The following is a 17,002-nucleotide window of genomic DNA, read 5'->3' on the forward strand; positions in this document are numbered from 1 at the left end:
ATCCGGCAGTTGACGGGGTGTGAGTGGGACGGACTTTCTCGGCGGCGTTCACGTCGTCGTGGGAACCTGTCGATTGACGGGAGAAATCCGGAAGGACGAAGACGCCAACGGCGGACGGGCCCGTGTGGCCGCGGCATGAGGACCGGCTGCGAGCGCTACTTCTCGCGTCCGGCGAGCGAGTACGCGTCGGTACGTCGGTCGGCGAGTGCGTCGGCGTACGGCGCGAGACGCTTGTCCCGCGCATTTGCGAGGTCGAGTGACGCGCGGAGCGTCTCCGCGTCCGTCACGCTCGCCGGGCCGACACGCGGCCGACCAGCCGGATCGACGACGACGCTCTGTCCCTCGAAGTCGACGCCACGCTCGGTGCCGCAGCGATCAGCACAGGCGAAGAACACCCGGTTGGTCGTCGCACGTGCGATCGCAAGGTGAACGCCGGCCGTCCACTCTGAGGGACGCTCACCTTCGTACGGCCAGTTCGTCGGGAGCGCGACGATGTCGGCGCCGTCGAGTGCCTGTAGACGCGTCGCTTCCGGGAACCAGAGGTCATGGCAGATCTGAACGCCGAGACGGCCGAACGGCGTATCGACGATCGGAAAGTCACCGTCCCCAGACTCGAAGAAGAGCTTTTCACGGTCCCAGAGGTGGGCCTTCCGGTACACGTCCTCCACCCCGTCTGGCGAGACGATAGCGGCGCTATTGTACGTTCGATTTCGATCGCGCTCCGCGAATCCGCCGACGATCCAGACGTCGGCGTCGCTCGCGGCCGCGATCCAACTGGAGACGGTCGGTCCGTTCGCGGACTCCGCGAGGTCGAAGGCCTCTGCGCGTGTCTCGAAGACGTAGCCCGTGTTCGCGAGCTCGGGAAGGACGACGAGATCGGCGCCGTCACCGGCCGCATCACGGATTCGGTCGGCGAGGGTCTGACGGTTCGCCGTAACGTCGCCAAACGTCGGGTTCGACTGGACTACGGCGACGTCGAGGGGAGCGGCGTCCGTCATCGGTCGAGTGCGATGCGGACGGACTTGGTCTGCGTATACTCATCGAGCGCATCGGAGCCGCATTCGCGACCGATCCCGGACTGCTTGAAGCCGCCGAAGGGCGTCCCGGGCACGGTGCCGAAGTAGTGGTTCACCCAAACGCTCCCGGCCTCGAGGTCGCTCGCGGCGCGATGCGCACGCGAGATGTCGCGCGTGAACACGCCCGAGGCGAGCCCATAGTCGGTGCCGTTGGCGACGTCGATGGCTTCCTCATACTCCGCGAAGGTCATCACGAACTGAACGGGACCGAACACCTCCTCGGTAGCGATACGCATGTCCGGGTCGACGTCGCCGAATACCGTCGGCTCGACGTAGTAGCCGTCCTTCGGGGCGTCGACGGGCCGCCCCCCGCCCGCCAGGAGCGTCGCGCCCTCCTCTCTGCCGAGCTCGATGTACTCCTTGACGCTCTCCCAGTGCTCACGGTGGCAGAGCGGGCCCTGCTCGACGTCGTCGAGTGGGTCGCCGACGGTGCGCGACGAGACGGCGTCGAGATAGGCGTCGAGGAACTCCTCCTCGACGTCCTCGTGGATCAGGAGTCGCGTACCGGAGTCGCAGGACTGGCCGTTGTTGTAGAGGCCAGCCGCGGCGGCCGTCTCCGCGGCATCTCCCACGTCTGCATCGGGGAAGACGAGGAAGGGGTTCTTCCCGCCGAGTTCGAGCGTCACCGGCGTGACGTCGGCGGCGGCGCTCCGCATCACCTCGCGGCCGACCGGGACGGAGCCCGTAAAGGAGACCTTTCGGACGTCGTCGTGGCCGCTGATCGCGGCCCCGGTTTCGCCGAACCCGTTGACGACGTTCAGCACGCCGTCAGGAAGGACATCGGCAGAGAGCTGCGCCGCCCGGATCGTTGCGAGCGGCGTCTGCTCGGCCGGCTTGACGACGCAGGTGTTCCCGGTCGCGAGTGCGGCACCGACTTTCCATCCCAAGAGGAGGAGCGGGTAGTTCCACGGGAGGATCTGGCCCGTGACGCCGTACGGTTCCTCTTCGACGTACGCGAGCGCGTCCGCGCCGCCGTCGGGCACTCGCCCCTCCTTCCCGGCGGCGACCGAGGCGTAGTACTCGACGAACCGAATACCGGTCTCGACGTCCGCGCGCGACGCCGCGATCGGTTTGCCGACTTCGAGCGTCGTGAGTCGCGCGAGTTCGTCGAGGTTGTCTCGGAGGACCTGCGACCACTCGCGCAACGCGTCGCCGCGATCCAGCGGCGTGAGCTCACACCACGACTCGAAGGCGTCGCTCGCGGCCGCCACCGCGTCGTCGACGTCGCCGGCATCGCTCTCCGGAACGTCCGCGATCGGCTCGGCGATCGTCGGATCCTCTGGGGCGAACAGCTTCCCAGATGCCGACGGTATCGTCTCGCCGTCCACGTAGTTCCCGAACGTCGCGCCTTCGGACACCTCCGAGATCATCGATTCGTGTCGGTGAGTTGGATTCTTGTGATCGAAAGGCATAACTACACGGATTCAATATGGACGTTTTGTCGGTTGTGCATCGGAAGTCGGATGAATGTTTACTCTTGGGGCACCTAAATGTTCGGTGACGGAAACACATCGAGGACGGTCAAGCGATTACTCCAACCGCGAGGGCTTGTAGCCCCGTTTCTGCGCTCTCCGGGTCAACGTGGACAGAAACAGTGCTGAACAGGTACGTAATTACTCTTGTGCTATTATGAACCTATTCTAAAGTAATACAGTTTCTGTAGCGGGCAGTCTGAAATCGAAGCCCAGTTATTGGAATGTGCGACGGCTGGGTTTCAGCGCTATCGGCGAGAAGCGCGGCGTTGACGGGCGTGTTGTAGCTCGGGTTCACATCTCTAATAGACCGTAGATCTACCTTTGCACCCAGCCGTGCACGGCTTTCTACGGGTGTATATGGCCAAAAGATGAATTAATATAGTAGTTTAGTGAGTAAATAAAATTGGTTCGTAAGGCCGAATGTTAAACACGACCCGGACTGGCGTGCGAAGACTGGTGAGTGCCTCGCCGGCCAGCGGAGTTTCCACGGCACCGCGATCGGGGTGGGAGTTCGGACGAGCCGACGGTGATCTCGCACTGACTCGTCGAGGTCGGACTCGACATCGGGAACGACCTCGACGGCGAGATTGCGGACAGGGACGGTGTCGAACGGGACAACGTCATCAGGACACACTCGTCACGAAACAACCGCCGCCTTTCGAGGACGTGGACGAAATCGGAGCGAGGTACGAGAGACGGAAGAATCTCACTGGGCGCGACGAGCCCACACACAGTAACGGGAACGACGTCGAGCCGACCAGCCGCGTGGTTTTCAGAGTACGCCGGTGCGTCGGTCAGACGCCGAGATGCGACGCGCCTCGCGTGACGAGTCGTTCAGTCGAGGTCGTCGAGCGCGGCGCGGAAGAAGAGGCCGAGCGCGAGGTGTTGTTCCATCGCCGCCGTGATGCGTTCGACGAGCGCGTCGGTGTGTGCGACCTGGTACTCCTTGGTGCGGACGAGTTCCTGGACGTCGAGGTACCCGTCGGATTCGAGGTCGTGGAGACGCGGATAGACGGTCCCGGGACTGAGGTGCGTGTCGAAGACGGTGACGAGGTCCGTCATCAGCCCCTTCCCATGGGTGTCGGCGGAGCGGTGGGCGACGAGGAGGAGGAGTATCTCGTCGAGGTTCTGCTTGACGAGGGACTCGCGGAACTGGAAGGCCTCGTCGTCGAACAGCACCGATTGGACCCGCGAGAGGAGCACTTCCGAGCGCTGTTCCGGCGTGAGTCGAACGTTCAACTCGGCGTCCGGGAGCGTGGCCTGTATCTCGGAGTATAGTTGATCTATTGTTACTCTATCAGTCCCGTTCTCTGATGTTTCATCTGACGCGGCGGTACCTACACGCGTCGTAACGTCGCTGACCGTTCTCTCCCCCGTAGAGTTCGATTCTTTCGGGCTCATACGATAACAATATAGTCTATTTGTCTTATAACCCCGTGTCGTTTTCCGCGTTGAATCGTCTTGGGTATCTATAATTGACTATCCTATCACTCCATCTCCTTATGTAAAATGTTGCCGCCCGACGGATCACCGACCTCCGGGGTCGACCGCGAGGTCGAGCGACGCGTTCGAGAGCAGAACGGCGAGCGCGACCTCCGGTGGCTCGTCGGGCGCGACGCGCCCCGCGTACCACCGGAGGAACGACTCGAACGCGCTCGACACGTCGTTCGTCTCCACCCGCAGCGCGTCCTCTCCCGTTTCCGTTCGGGCGTGCGCGCACAGCGCGTGCGCGCCATCGAGGTCGTCGAGCGGGTTCGTTCCGTCGGGCGTGGGCTCACGCGACTCGCGCACCGCGTCCGTCTCCGCGTCTGGGTCGTCGTCCACGCGGACGACGTAGCGGTCGTCGTCGAGGCGGCGGACGCGGTCGTCGGCCAGTTCGAGGTCCGCGGGCCGGACCGGATCGCTAGCGGCGCGCCCGGCGTCGTCGCTCATAGCCGGTCGCGTCGGGCGGTCGCACGCCGGACGCGACGGCAGTCGTTGTCGGTCGATGCGAGTCGCACGGATGACCTCAGACCTTCACGTAGCTCCCGGTGAGGACATCGGGGACGTTGACCCCGTACGTGGTGGTGGCGCCGGACTGGTCAACGATGTCCAGCGACGCGCTCGACCCCTCGTCGAGGCCGTTCGTTTCGAGGGCCGACGTGCTGATCTCGATTTCGACGCGCTCGCTGGTGTTCGAGAGCACCGTCGTCGGGCCGCCCCCGACCTGGTTGGTGGTGAACGTGGTGTCGTCGGCACCGGACGAGCCGTACGACAGCGTCTCCGACGTGTTCGCGCTCGTGTACTGGATGGTGGCCTCCGAGAGATCGATGGCCTCGGAGCCCGGCGACTTCTTCGCGACCAGCGTCACGGTGTCGAGGGCGTCGTCGTCGTTCGTGTCCTCGCCCGTCGCGGAGACGACGTCGATCTGGTTCGAAACTTGCGCCTGGGCGTCGGTACCCGTGTCGGAGGCGCGCGTCTGGAGCTGATCGGCGGTGGTGACGAGGACGCCGGCGGCGACGGCGGCGACGAGCACCAACGCGATGAAGATGATGAGCGTACCGATCCCGACCTGTCCGCGGTCAGTCCGTTCGGGGAGTATGTCGTCGAACATGGTTCAGACCTTCACGTAGCTTCCGGTGAGGACATCGGGGACGTTGACCCCGTACGTGGTGGTGGCACCGGACTGATCGACGATGTCCAGCGACGCACTCGCGCCCTCGGAGAGCGCAGTCGGTGGCGTGACGACGATCTGCTTGCGGTCGCTCGTGTCGTCGAGCACCGTATCGCTCGCCGACGTGCCGTCCGTGTTCTGTACGGTCAGATTGGTGAACGTCTGGGAGTCGCTGTCGCTCGTGTACTGGACGGTGGCTTCGGAGAGGTCGATGGACTCGGAGCCCGGCGACTTCTTCACGACGAGCGTCACGGTGTCGACCTCGTTCGAGTTCACCGCTCCGGTCGCGGAGACGACGTCGATCTGGTTCGAGACCTGCGCCTGGGCGTCAGTGCCCGTGTCGGAGGCGCGCGTCTGGAGCTGGTCGGCGGTGGTGACGAGGACGCCGGCGGCGACGGCGGCGACGAGCACCAACGCGATGAAGATGATGAGCGTGCCGATGCCGACCTGTCCGCGGTCGGCCTTCTCGGGTAGTTGGAGTTTCATGATGTCGGGTACCCCCTCGTGGCGAGGGCGGGGGGCTGCCCACTCCGCTATCAGTGAGCCCCGTTCATAATACGAAAAACGGCTTCGAGAGCGGACTCGCCGCGCGAATCGGACCCGGCGTCGCGTGCGGATTCGTCGCGCGAATCGAGCCTCGAAACTCCCCGTGAATCCGGGCGCCGACCTATGTGTCCGTCGCCGGTAGCGTGACGCGAAGACTACGACTCGCTATGTTCCAGCGCATCAAACATCTGTTCGGGACGTCCGACGCCGACACCGAGGCCGACGGTGAGGGTGACGCTGACGCTGACGATCCCCCACCGTTCGCCGACCCGCCGCCGCTCGATGATCCGGCGGAGAGCGACGCTCGCGCCGCGGACGGCGACGCCGCGGGATCGCCGGCGGGGAGCGACGCGGACGACCGGGAAACGCTCGCGACGCGCGTCGACGACCTCGAAGAGGACCTCGAATCGACGGCGGCGTCGCTGCGCGGCGTCGAGGGCGCTCAGTCCGACCTCGAGGACTCCGTGGACGAGATGCACCAGACCGTCCGCCGACTCGCCGGCGTCTACGACCGCGTCGCCGCCGCGGAGAACCCCTTCGTGGACGGCTCGCTCGAACGCACGCCCGGTGACACCGACGCCCCGGATGCCGTCGATACGGCCGCGGGCACGGGCGTGGACATCGCTTCTGACGCCGAACGCGACGTCACGGCCGACGACTCCGTCGTCTCCTTCGACGACCTCCGCGGCGACACTGATAACAACGCCGACGACGGCACCGCGGACACCGACGCCGGTGACCGGGTCACGTCCCCGTCGTTCGGCGCGCCGGACGATCCCGGTGCGGACGCGCACGCGGGCACGTCCAGAGGAGAGACGCGGACCCACGACGTCGCTAGAGGGGAGACGCGAGCCCGCGACGTCGACGAGGACGAGATGCCGGTGGTGTCGTCGCTCCCGGGCGGCTACGCGGGCGACGTCCTCGTGATGGAGTGGCTCTCCGTGCTCATGGAGCGCTCCGGGCCGGCGGGCGCGCTGCGCGCCATCAGCCACTACGAGGCGGTCGGCTGGATCTCCGCGGACGTCGAGGCGACGCTCCTCGACATCGTCGGTGGCCCCGGTCTCGACGTGTTCGTCGATCCGACGCGGCCGCGCGAGCCGTCCGCGGACGAGCACGCCCTCTCCTACGACTACCTCCGAGCGCTGCGCCACCTCCGAGAGAACTGATGGGGTTCAGTGTCAGCGGCGCGAGCGCGATCCTCCTCGTCGGCCTCCTGCTCAGCGCCGGCACCCTCTATCCCGTGCTCGAACGCACCGCCGAGGAGCGTACGGACGCGGTGACAGCGCGGGACGACCGGACGCTCCGCCAGCAGAACACGGCCGTCGGCGACCCCGGCGCGACGTACGACGCGGCGAGCGATCGCCTGACCGTCACCATCCGCAACGCCGGGACGAGCACGCTCTCCGTGGCCGCGACCGACCTCGTCGTCGACGGCCGCTACGCGTCCGTCCCGCCCGCGAACACGAGCGTCGCGGGGCGCCCGGAGAGCGACGTCTGGGCGTCGAACGAGACGCTGACGCTGACCGTCTCCCGGGCGAGCGCACCCGAGCGCGTCGTCGTCGTCACCGGGCCCGGCGTCGCCGCGAGCGCGCGGGTGGTGGTCTGAGTGGCGAGCGCGTCCGTCTCCGAGCTCGTCCTCTTCATCGCCGCGCTCAGCGTCGCCGCGGCCGTCGCGGGCACGATGGTGACGACGGTGGGCGGTATCGCGGCGTCGCTCGACGACCACGGCGCGGACGTCGCGGCGCAGATCGACACCGACGTCGAGATCATCAGCGACCCCGCGAGCGGCGCGATGTACGACGCCGACGCGGGCACCGTCCGCGTCCTCGTGAAGAACACGGGCGAGCGCACCCTCGCTACCGACGGCACCGGCGTCGAACTGCTCGTCGACGGTCGCTACGTCCCGCGCGACGACTACGACGTCACCGTCCTCGACGGATCGGAGTGGCGCGACGGCGCCGTCGTACGCGTCCTCGCGAACGACTCGCTCACCGCGGGCGACCACACCGTCACCGTCGTCGTCACCGGCGACCGGGACACCGAACGCTTCCACACGTGAACTACCGCTCCATCGGCCTCGAAGACCGCGATCGCGTCAACCACGCCATCGGCGGCGGCTTCCCCGAGGGGAGCCTCGTCCTCCTCGAAGGCGGGACGGGCGCCGGGAAGTCCGCCCTCGCCTCCCGCGTCGTCTACGGCCTCTGCGAGGAGGGATCGCGGGTCGCGCTCGCGTCCACCGAGGGGGACGTCGGGTCGTACCTCGAGCAGATGCACTCGCTCTCCTACGACGTCCTCGACCACCTGCTCGCCGGCCGCCTGCGCTACTTCCACGTCCCGCTGGAGCGCGAGCGCGCGCTCGTCGAGCGCTTCCTCCGGCCGGGCGCGCTCTGGGACGCGGACGTCGTCGTCGCCGACGGTTTCGGTGCGCTCTGTCGCAACGACCCGGCGTTCGCGGCCGCGCTCGGGACGCCCGCCGCCGACCGCGCGATGGAGCGCGTCGTCGCGCGCCTCGACGCGCCGCTCGACGCCGGACGCGTCGTCCTCCTCACCGTCGACCCGGCCGCGCTCTCCGAGGCCGCGCTCCGTCCGCTTCACGCGGCCGCGGACGTCTACCTCTCGCTTCAGACCGACGTCGTCGGCCAAGACGTCCGCAAGAAGGCAGTGGTACGGCGCTTCGCGGGCATGCGACGGCCCGTCGACGACACCATCGGTTTCTCCGTCAAGCAGGGCCGCGGCCTCGTCATCGAATCCCGGACCATCGCCTGAGATACCATGCCCGACACGCCAGACTCCCTGCGCGCCGTCGCCGCAGAACACGACCACGTCGCCGCTCACCTCGACGCGTTCGTCGCGCGCACCGGGACGCGCCCGACGCTCGTCACAGACCCGAGCGACGAGCACGCCGACGGGAAGCCAAACGTCCTCTACCCGGCCGACCCGCCGATCTACGTCCACGTCCACGGCCGCCCGGGCGCGGACACGACCTACTACTGTCTGGAGCCGACGCTGCGCGACGGCGAGCACGACCTCTACGAGCGCGTGCGCACGGAGGTGCTCGATCGCTCGGTATCGAAGCCCGCGCCCGCGGAGGACGACGACTTCCTCGCGCACCTCGGCGATCTCCTCGACGAGATACTGACCGTTCGGAGCGGTCGCGGGTCGCTCGGCGCGCGCGTCCGCGAGTCGCTGCTCGGTGACCGCTTCGTCGTCTCCGCCGAGACGGCGGCGCGCATCCGCTACGTCCTCGAACGCGACGTCGTCGGTCTCGGCCCGCTCGAACCCGTGATGAGCGACCCGCACAACGAGGACGTCCACGTCATCGGCCCGCACGCCTGCTACGTCGACCACGGCGTCTTCGGGATGGTGGAGACGACGGTGGACTTCGGCGACCCCGACGAGTTCGGGAACTGGATCCGGAACATGGGCGAGCGGATGAACACGCCCGTCTCGGACTCCGATCCCGTCATCGACGCGACGCTCCCCGACGGCTCGCGCATCAACATCATCTACTCGGACGATGTCTCGATCAAGGGCCCCTCGCTCACCATCCGGCAGGGCGAGGACGTCCCGCTCTCCGTCTTCCAGATCACGAAGTGGGGGACGCTCTCCCCGGAGCTCGCGGCGTACCTCTGGCTCTGCATGGAGAACGAACAGACGGTGTTCGTCGTCGGCGAGACGGCGTCGGGGAAGACGACGACGCTGAACTCGATGTTCTCGTTCATCCCGCGCGACCACAAGATCTACACCGCCGAAGACACCGCCGAAGTGAGACCGCCCCACGACAACTGGCAGCAGCTCCTCACCCGCGAGGGCGGCGACGCCGGCTCCGCCGTCGACATGTTCGACCTCGTCGCGGCCGCCCTGCGCTCGCGTCCGGACTACATCGTCGTCGGCGAGGTGCGCGGCGCCGAAGCGCAGATGGCGTTCCAGGCCGCCCAGACGGGCCACCCCGTCCTCCTCACCTTCCACGCGAGCGACATCGTCTCGATGATACAGCGTTTCACCTCCAACCCCATCAACGTCCCCGAGACGTTCATGGACAACTGCGACGTCGCGCTCTTCCAGAACCGCGTGAAGCGCGGCGACGACGTCCTGCGGCGCGTGACGAGCGTTCAAGAGATCGAGGGCTACTCCGAGCACGAGGGCGGCGTCGTCACCCGCGAGGCCTTCTCGTGGGACCCTCGCGAGGACGACGTGGCGTTCAAGGGGCGGAACAACAGCCACGTCCTCGAAAACCAGATCGCGACCCTGCTCGGCTACGACGACACCCGCCGCATCTACGACGAACTCGACCGCCGCGCCGAGCTCGTCCGCCGGTTCATCGACGCGGACGTCGTCGGCTACCACGAGGTGAACGACGCCATCCGGACCGTCCAGCGCGACGGCGCGGACGCGCTCTCGATAGACGTCACCGGCCTCACCGGGGGGCGTCCGTAGATGGCGGGCGACGGCGACGCGGACGGCTTCGAGGTGGACGTGCGGGCGTTCGTCCGCTCGTTCGTGCGCGCGTATCGATACATGGACATCTCGGCGCGCCGCTACGCGCTCCTCGTCCTCCTGCCGAGCGCCGCGCTCACCCTCGGCGTCGCGGCCGCGGTCGTCGCGCTCGCGCCCCCGCTCTCCATCGCCCTCCCCGGCGTCCTGCTCGGCGTCCTGCCCGCGCTCGGCGCGCTCGCCTACCCGAAGATCGCCGCCGACCGCAAGCGACGCGAGGTCCGCGAGCAGTTCCACCTCTTCCTGACGCACATCACCGTCCTCTCGATGACGAACATCGACCGCGTCGAGATATTCCGCACGCTCGCGCAGGTCGAGGAGTACGGGGCGCTCGCCGAGGAGATGGGACGCATCACCGCGCTCGTGGACACGTGGAACCAGTCGCTCGACGACGCGTGCCGGCGCCGCGCGAAACGCGTCCCCTCAGACCTGCTCGCGGACTTCCTGGAGCGACTCGCCTACACCGTCGGCGCCGGGCAGGCGCTCGATGACTTCCTCCTCGACGAACAGGAGTCCATCATCCGCGAGTTCGTCATCCGGTACGAGTCAGCGCTCGCCAAACTCGACGTCCTGAAGGAACTCTACCTCTCGATGATGCTCTCGACGACGTTCATCCTCGTCTTCGCGACGGTCGTGCCCATCCTCCTCGACGTGCCTCCGACGCTCCTCATCACCGCCGTCATCGTGATGTTCGCGCTCGTCCAACTCGCCTTCGTCGTCGTCGTCCACACCGTCGCGCCCCGCGATCCCGTCTGGCTGACGCCGGAGACGCACCACTCCCCGGCACACCGGGTGCGACCCGCGCTCTACGCGGGCGTCGGTCTCTCGTTGCTCGCCGTCGTGGGCGTCCTCGTCGTCGGCCTCGGCTACACGCCGCTCGATCCCGGGCGGATCCCCTATCCGATCTCGCTCGCGATCCCGACGACGCCGCTCCTCCTCCCCGGCCTCGCGATGCGCCGCGAGGAGCGCGCGGTGGGCGAGCGCGACGCGGGCTTCCCGTCGTTCATCCGCGCGCTCGGCGGCGTCGAATCCGTGAAGCAGACGTCGAGCGCGAACGTCCTTGAATCGCTTCGCCGTAAGGACTTCGGGGCGCTCACGGCGAACGTCGACGACCTCTACAAGCGCCTGCGAACCCGCATCGATACCGAGCAGGCGTGGGTGTTCTTCGCCGCCGAGACCGGGTCGTACCTCATCCACAAGTTCGGAAGCATGTACGTCGTCGGTCGCCGGATGGGCGGCGAACCGCGGCGTCTCGGCCAGGTCATCTCCGCCAACTTCAACGAGGTGCTCCGGGTACGCGAGCAGCGCCAGCAGGCGACGACGACGCTCATCGGCGTCATCTACGGCATCACGGCGGCCTCCATGTTCTCCTCGTTCCTCGGTCTGGGCATCGCCGAGCAGATGCTCGACATCACCTCGCGCATCGCCGGTCAGAACGACGCCTTCATCCAGTCACTCTTCTCGACGGGGAGCTACGACATCGCGACGATGACCGTCCTCCTCCTGCTCGTCGTGCTGTTGAACGCGCTGCTCTCCGCGCTGATGATACGCATCACCGACCGCGGGCACTTCGTGAGCGCGCTCACGCACTTCACGCTGCTGACGTGGACGGGCGCCCTCGTCGCCGTCGCCACCCAGCGGGTCGTCAGCGGACTCATCGGCTGACTCGCGTCCCGATTCGAGCCCACGTTTTTAGCCGGGGAACGCCGTCGCCTGAGTCATGACGGACGCCTCCACCGAACGGCCGTACCTCGACACGCCGATCCCGGGCGACGCGACGCCGACGCTCCTCCAGTGGGCGAAATACCTCGGACGGACGTTCGGCGCGGGCGGCGCGCTCTGTGCGCTGCGCCATTACGAGCGCCTCTCGTGGCTTTCTCCGGGCGCGAGACGCGACGTCGAGCGTCGCCTACAGGGCCTCTCAATCGAGGAGATCCACTCGAAGAAGTACGACGAGCCCACGAGTCTCACCGGACCGCTCGCGTCGCTCTCCGGAACGCCGTTCGGCGCGCACGCGAAGTCCCTCGAGTTCATCGCGCGCCTCACCGACGACGACCTCGAAAGCGAACTCCTCCGCGCGCGCCTCGCGAAACACCGCGCCGGCGTCGCGGACGTCGGTCCGAGCGACGACGCCACGTCCTCACCGTCCTGACCGTATCGGAGATGGCGAGCGCGGACGATGACCGAAGACGACGTGCGAGCGTCCGAAGACAGATCTCTAGAAGATACTGAAAGCCCCGCTCGCCGCGGACGGCGTGCTCTCCCGAGCGGAGTTGATCGACGCTGCGTCGAAGAACTCCTACGAGAAGTTCCCCTCACGGCCGAAACCCCCCGATATCGTCGAGAAGACAGGGCGGGGCCAGTATCGTGTCTATCTCAAGCCTTGGTGGACGCCGGCGTCGGATCTGGAAGAATCACAGAACGACGTACACGACTCGGAGATCGACGTGGCGTCCGTCGGCGTGCCGGAGTGGCGGGACGTCCTCTACGGGGCGGCGCGCGGCCTCGATCTCGACGAGGATCCACAGTCGTGGGTGCCACCCTGCGACTTCGAGGACGTCCTCGAGGCGATTCCCGAGCTCCGCCAGTACGAGCATCTGCTCCGCGTGTGGTTCGACGAGCTCGCGGACTCCCAACCCCAGCTCGTCGCGCGGATCGGGACGACACCACCGGGCGCGGAACCCGATCAGACACGCCTCACCTCGGTGGAGTCAGGCGATTAGTTCCGGGTGGGGGTTCTGAGTAAGACTCGCTATTCACTCTCTTGGTCGCCGTAGAGGATGCCTTCGACGTCGTCCGCGAGGTCGCTGGGTTTCTGGTGTTCGTAGGCTTCCTTCGTCGTCTCGACGCTCTTGTGTCGGAGAGCGTTCTGCGCGGTTTCGGCGCTCGCCTCGTGGTAGAGGCGGTGGCCGAGCGCGCGCCGAGCGCCGTGTGGCTTGAGGTACTCGCCGTCGACGGCGACATCTGCCTCGTCGCAGAGGCGCTCCATCACGTTGCGCGCGCCGCGCGTCGTGAGCGCGGGTGGGGTGATCGCGTTCGCGCGGAGGTACTCGTCGATCTCGACGTCGGCGAGTTCGGCCTCGATCTCGCTGTCACTCTTGTGCTCGCGCAGTACTGCGCGCGCGTGCTGGTACTTCGTCGCTGCGTCCCGCGTTGGGATGACCGGCCAGTCTCCGGGTGGGTCGAGGAGGCGCTGCCAGCGTTCGAGACGCTCCGCTGCGGGCCCGGGGAGCTGGACGCCCTGGATGGTCCGGGACTTCCCCAGCACCGTAACCACGCCGGCCTCTAGGTCGACGTCGTTCCAAGTGATCCCGTTGCGGTCGTCGTCGTTGGATACCGCGAATAGTTCGGCGCCGCGCGCTCCTGTATCGGCGAGGAGGTATGCGATCGCCCGATCTCGGAACGCTCGCTCCGCGTCGCCGTCGTCGTCCTCGAGGGCGTCGTGGGCCGCCTCGTCAACATGGGCCAGCAACTGCTCGCGAGCGTTGTCGGGCCATGCTTGTCGCTCTCGATCGCCCTGGTCTTCAGGGAGTGCGCGTTCGACCTTGTTGGGGCGCATCGGGTTCTCGCTGAGCTCCTCGTCGTCGACGCACCAGCGGAAGAACGATCGCGCGGTCCCGTAGTACGTGTGGGCGGTTGACGCCGCGATTTCCTCGTCGCGGACGCGTCGGGCGAGGTGTTGCACCCATCGTCGACAGTCCTGTGTGTCGATGGCATCGAGGCTGTCGACGTCGCGCTCCTCTTGGAGCCAATCGATGAGGCTGGTGACGATCGACTCGGTGTTCGCGCGGTAGCGTGCGCTGTCGATGCTCGTGAGTCGCGTGTCGAGTGCGTCTTGGAGGCTCGAAGGGTGGGGGTCAGACACCGAGAACCTGCCTCCGGACGCCGTGTTCGGTGGGGTCCATGTTTCGTGCTTCACGTACAGCGGCGACCCACCTAAATCTGTTTCCGCTTAGTGGATTAAGAAGAACCACACAGGAAATTGGCGATTCGGGTGGTAGGGGCCGTGTCGCGGTCACAAATGATGGATACGGATTTGATAAACTTCATGTAGCGATACAAAATACGAGTCGTTGGAAGTTAGGCTACAATGGGTATAGCGGGGATGTAATGTGTGGTGTCGGACGAATCGTCGAGAAGTATCTGTTTCAGATTACTCTCTAAACGGGCGTTCTTGTTTCGCAGGCAACTAATTCGAGAACTTTCCGAGACTCCAGATAGTGTCGCCACTCAGTTGGCGCGCTCCCACGGGACGAGTCCCGTTACTATCCGATTCCGGTCTCCTTCTTCACCAGCGTCATCGTGTTATCAGCCGTCACGATCGGCGAGTGGTCGTATTCACCGGTCAACTCGACCTGTACCAAGAGATCAACGGCCCGCCAGATCGAGTACAAGAGACACGCGAACGCGAAGCAGAGTATCCGTTCGTTTTGCTTACATCAACCGGCATACGAAAATTCCCTCGATTATTGTGCTTTCCACTCAGCAGCAGTCCGATAGTCAACAGGACATCTCGCAAGAAATACTTAATAAGTTGGACAGCTAAATTTTAGCAACTGTGCTCGGTACTACTGACGAACTTGACGACCCAATCCGCGTCCTCTACGTGAATCCCGATCCCGCGTTCGCGGAGTTGGTTCAAACCAAACTCAAACAGATGAGTAGCGAGATTGACTGTATACTTGCCGATGGTATCGACGAAGCACTACGCAATCTTGCTGCGGGCCGGATCGACTGTATCGTAACGGCGTACTCGCTCGAAGATTCCGATGGCATCGGGCTTACGGAGTCGATTCGCCAGCAGAACGATGATATCCCAATAATCCTCTTTACTGGACAAGGTAGTGAGCAAATCGCGAGCGAAGCGACTCGGGCCGGCGTCTCGGACTACATCCCAGCCCGGTCGGAGCGTGATAACTTCACACTGCTCGCGGCCCGCATTCGAACGCTCGCAAGGGCTGCTCGCAAACGCACTGAGGCCGAGCAGACAAAACAGCGCTTCCGACGAAGGCTCGAACGCCAGGAGTTCCTCTTCGACCGCGTTCAGGACATCGCAGACATCGGTATCTGGGAATACTTCCCATCGAGCGGCGAACTCATTTGGTCTGACGGCGTCCGCCAGATTCACGGTGTCGACGAGGACTACGAGCCATCACTTGAGAAGGGACTCGAATTCTATCACCCTGACGATAGAGAGACGATTACCGAAGCAGTCGACCAAGCAATCGAAAACGGAGAACCGTACGACCTCGACCTCCGGATCGTGCGAACCGACGGAGAGGTCCGTGACGTTCGGGGATGGGGAGAATACGTCGACGACACACAACGCGGCGATTCAGCACTTCGGGGCGTTTTTCAGGACATCACGGAGCGAAAGGCGGAACGCCGTGAGCATCGAGAGCTCGCGGAGGAATACGAGGCGTTGCTCGAAACATCTGGGGACGCGATATTCTTGCTTGACGTCGATACCGCTGGTGAGGACCCGTCATTCGAGTTCGCCAGACTCAGTCCCGGATACGAGTCACAGACCGGAATTACAACCGAGGAAGTTCGCGGCAAGACGCCACGAGGCGTGTTCGGCGACCAGGAGGGTGCTGAACTCGAGGCTAATTACACTCGCTGCGTCAATCAGGGTGCCCCGATCTCGTATCGTGAAGAGCTCGACATCGGTGACGGTGCTCAGTTCTGGGAGACCAGCCTTGCACCGGTCGTCGTCGATGGCGAGACCGTTCGAGTCGTAGGCATCGCCCGGAACGTCACCGAGCAGGTTGAGCGGGAGCGCAAACTCGAGGCGACGAACCAGCGACTGGAATCGCTCATCGAGACCACGCCACTCACCGTCATGGAGATCGACACCGACGGGACCGTCATCCGCTGGAACGACGAGGCTGAAACCATGTTCGGCTGGTCGCGGGACGAAGTGCTTGGTGAGCTCAATCCGATGGTCCCCGACGAGCAGCAAGACGAGTTTGCCTCACATCGACAGCGCGTCCTGAACGGCGAGCGAATCCGAGCAAAGGAAATACGGCGAGAGACGAAGGGCGGAGATGAACTGGATCTGCTCTTGTCGGTCGCTCCGGTTACAGGTTCTGACGGAGAAATCACGAGCATCCTCGCCGTCTTGGAGGACATAACCGAACAGAAACGGTTGGAAGCTCGCCTCCGCTCGCTTCAGGACACCGCACAATCACTCAGCGGCGCTGAATCAAGCGACGAGATTGGAGCGATCGCCGTCGAAGCCGCGGCCGAGATACTCGACCTCGATGTCACCGGAATCTGGGAGTACGACGAACGAAAGAACGTGCTTGTCCCAATTACGGAAACGCCCGCAGCACGGGCCCTGTTTGGCGAGTCTCCCCGGTTCACTCCTGGAGACGGTCTCGCTTGGGACACATTTGAGTCCGGCGAAACCTCGGTATATGATGATATCCAGGCCGAGGATCAACCCCATAACCCGAGTACAGAGATCCGGAGCGAGATTCTCGTCCCACTGGGTGAGTATGGGCTCATGTCGACGGGGTCAGTTTCCTCGCAGGTCTTTTCTGAGACGGATGTCGACCTGTTCCGGATTCTCGGTGCGACTGTCGAGGCAGCACTCGCACGAGCAAGCAGAGAGGAAGAACTACACCGACAGAACGAGCGACTCGATCAGTTCGCGAGCGTCGCATCCGTCTTTAGTTAAGCCTCACACCTCGGTTGTGTAGCGGTAGCGAGCGTCTCTTGTAAGATTGGTCGTCGCTTGTGGATCTTTTGAGCGT

The 17,002-nt window shown here is 65.3% G+C and carries 16 protein-coding genes; 9 read left to right on the forward strand and 7 right to left on the reverse strand.

Annotation, left to right across the window (positions count from 1 at the left end; translation table 11 throughout):
* Positions 1 to 155 precede the first annotated feature (155 nt).
* The 6 genes from J2754_RS13405 to J2754_RS13430 all read right to left on the reverse strand — a co-directional run bounded on the left by J2754_RS13405 (position 156) and on the right by J2754_RS13430 (position 5,690).
* Entirely contained in the window at positions 156 to 998 is an 843-nt protein-coding gene (locus tag J2754_RS13405) for a nitrilase family protein (protein ID WP_211087725.1), read from the reverse strand.
* A complete protein-coding gene (locus J2754_RS13410) occupies positions 995 to 2,446 on the reverse strand; it encodes an aldehyde dehydrogenase family protein (RefSeq protein WP_211087726.1) in 1,452 nt (483 codons plus the stop codon). Before J2754_RS13410 ends, J2754_RS13405 begins: the two co-directional genes overlap by 4 nt.
* A gap of 939 nt (positions 2,447 to 3,385) precedes the next feature.
* A complete protein-coding gene (locus J2754_RS13415; RefSeq protein ID WP_188879033.1) occupies positions 3,386 to 3,790 on the reverse strand; it encodes a PadR family transcriptional regulator in 405 nt (134 codons plus the stop codon).
* A 288-nt stretch (positions 3,791 to 4,078) separates the two neighbouring features.
* The gene (locus tag J2754_RS13420) at positions 4,079 to 4,483 is read right to left on the reverse strand and encodes a DUF7500 family protein (RefSeq protein WP_211087727.1); all 405 of its coding nucleotides are present in this window, start codon (positions 4,481 to 4,483) and stop codon (positions 4,079 to 4,081) included.
* A gap of 76 nt (positions 4,484 to 4,559) precedes the next feature.
* Positions 4,560 to 5,144, reverse strand: a complete 585-nt coding sequence (locus J2754_RS13425; protein WP_211087728.1) for an archaellin/type IV pilin N-terminal domain-containing protein — start codon at positions 5,142 to 5,144, stop codon at positions 4,560 to 4,562.
* A gap of 3 nt (positions 5,145 to 5,147) precedes the next feature.
* Complete coding sequence (locus tag J2754_RS13430) at positions 5,148 to 5,690, reverse strand: archaellin/type IV pilin N-terminal domain-containing protein (protein ID WP_211087729.1); 543 nt, start codon at positions 5,688 to 5,690, stop codon at positions 5,148 to 5,150.
* Between the two features lie 227 nt (positions 5,691 to 5,917).
* Here J2754_RS13430 and J2754_RS13435 point away from each other — a divergent pair, with 227 nt between their 5' ends.
* The 8 genes from J2754_RS13435 (at position 5,918) to J2754_RS13470 (ending at position 12,967) form a co-directional block, all read left to right on the forward strand.
* Positions 5,918 to 6,916: a FlaD/FlaE family flagellar protein gene (locus J2754_RS13435; RefSeq protein ID WP_211087730.1), complete on the forward strand. Its 999-nt coding sequence runs from the start codon at positions 5,918 to 5,920 to the stop codon at positions 6,914 to 6,916.
* Positions 6,916 to 7,356, forward strand: a complete 441-nt coding sequence (gene arlF, locus J2754_RS13440; RefSeq protein WP_211087731.1) for an archaellum stator protein ArlF — start codon at positions 6,916 to 6,918, stop codon at positions 7,354 to 7,356. Before J2754_RS13435 ends, arlF begins: the two co-directional genes overlap by 1 nt.
* Positions 7,357 to 7,809, forward strand: coding sequence for an archaellum stator protein ArlG (gene arlG / locus J2754_RS13445; protein ID WP_188879044.1), 453 nt, complete (start codon positions 7,357 to 7,359; stop codon positions 7,807 to 7,809).
* Positions 7,806 to 8,516, forward strand: coding sequence for an archaellum protein ArlH (arlH, locus tag J2754_RS13450; protein WP_211087732.1), 711 nt, complete (start codon positions 7,806 to 7,808; stop codon positions 8,514 to 8,516). Before arlG ends, arlH begins: the two co-directional genes overlap by 4 nt.
* 6 nt (positions 8,517 to 8,522) lie before the next feature.
* Entirely contained in the window at positions 8,523 to 10,187 is a 1,665-nt protein-coding gene (locus J2754_RS13455) for a type II/IV secretion system ATPase subunit (RefSeq protein ID WP_211087733.1), read from the forward strand.
* Entirely contained in the window at positions 10,188 to 11,909 is a 1,722-nt protein-coding gene (gene flaJ / locus J2754_RS13460) for an archaellar assembly protein FlaJ (protein WP_211087734.1), read from the forward strand.
* Between the two features lie 55 nt (positions 11,910 to 11,964).
* Positions 11,965 to 12,396 (forward strand): FlaD/FlaE family flagellar protein, encoded by a 432-nt coding sequence (locus J2754_RS13465; protein ID WP_211087735.1) that lies wholly within the window; start codon positions 11,965 to 11,967, stop codon positions 12,394 to 12,396.
* 103 nt (positions 12,397 to 12,499) lie between these two features.
* Positions 12,500 to 12,967, forward strand: coding sequence for a hypothetical protein (locus tag J2754_RS13470; protein ID WP_211087736.1), 468 nt, complete (start codon positions 12,500 to 12,502; stop codon positions 12,965 to 12,967).
* Positions 12,968 to 12,996: 29 nt separating this feature from the next.
* Here the strand turns inward: J2754_RS13470 and J2754_RS13475 are convergent, their stop codons facing one another.
* Complete coding sequence (locus J2754_RS13475; protein ID WP_211087737.1) at positions 12,997 to 14,109, reverse strand: tyrosine-type recombinase/integrase; 1,113 nt, start codon at positions 14,107 to 14,109, stop codon at positions 12,997 to 12,999.
* Between the two features lie 693 nt (positions 14,110 to 14,802).
* On the opposite strand from J2754_RS13475, the gene J2754_RS13480 reads away from it, so the two are divergent.
* Entirely contained in the window at positions 14,803 to 16,926 is a 2,124-nt protein-coding gene (locus J2754_RS13480) for a PAS domain S-box protein (protein WP_425350997.1), read from the forward strand.
* Positions 16,927 to 17,002: the final 76 nt, after the last annotated feature.

The sequence above is a fragment of the Halarchaeum nitratireducens genome (assembly GCF_017874695.1).
GTDB classification, from domain to species: Archaea; Halobacteriota; Halobacteria; order Halobacteriales; family Halobacteriaceae; genus Halarchaeum; species Halarchaeum nitratireducens.

Coding starts and splice junctions, on each gene's coding strand:
- flaJ (WP_211087734.1), top strand. CDS start 10,188: ATGGCGGGCGACGGCGACGCGGACGGCTTCGAGGTGGACGTGCGGGCG.
- J2754_RS13430 (WP_211087729.1), bottom strand. CDS start 5,690: ATGAAACTCCAACTACCCGAGAAGGCCGACCGCGGACAGGTCGGCATC.
- J2754_RS13405 (WP_211087725.1), bottom strand. CDS start 998: ATGACGGACGCCGCTCCCCTCGACGTCGCCGTAGTCCAGTCGAACCCG.
- J2754_RS13420 (WP_211087727.1), bottom strand. CDS start 4,483: ATGAGCGACGACGCCGGGCGCGCCGCTAGCGATCCGGTCCGGCCCGCG.
- J2754_RS13410 (WP_211087726.1), bottom strand. CDS start 2,446: ATGATCTCGGAGGTGTCCGAAGGCGCGACGTTCGGGAACTACGTGGAC.
- J2754_RS13465 (WP_211087735.1), top strand. CDS start 11,965: ATGACGGACGCCTCCACCGAACGGCCGTACCTCGACACGCCGATCCCG.
- J2754_RS13435 (WP_211087730.1), top strand. CDS start 5,918: ATGTTCCAGCGCATCAAACATCTGTTCGGGACGTCCGACGCCGACACC.
- J2754_RS13455 (WP_211087733.1), top strand. CDS start 8,523: ATGCCCGACACGCCAGACTCCCTGCGCGCCGTCGCCGCAGAACACGAC.
- J2754_RS13425 (WP_211087728.1), bottom strand. CDS start 5,144: ATGTTCGACGACATACTCCCCGAACGGACTGACCGCGGACAGGTCGGG.
- arlF (WP_211087731.1), top strand. CDS start 6,916: ATGGGGTTCAGTGTCAGCGGCGCGAGCGCGATCCTCCTCGTCGGCCTC.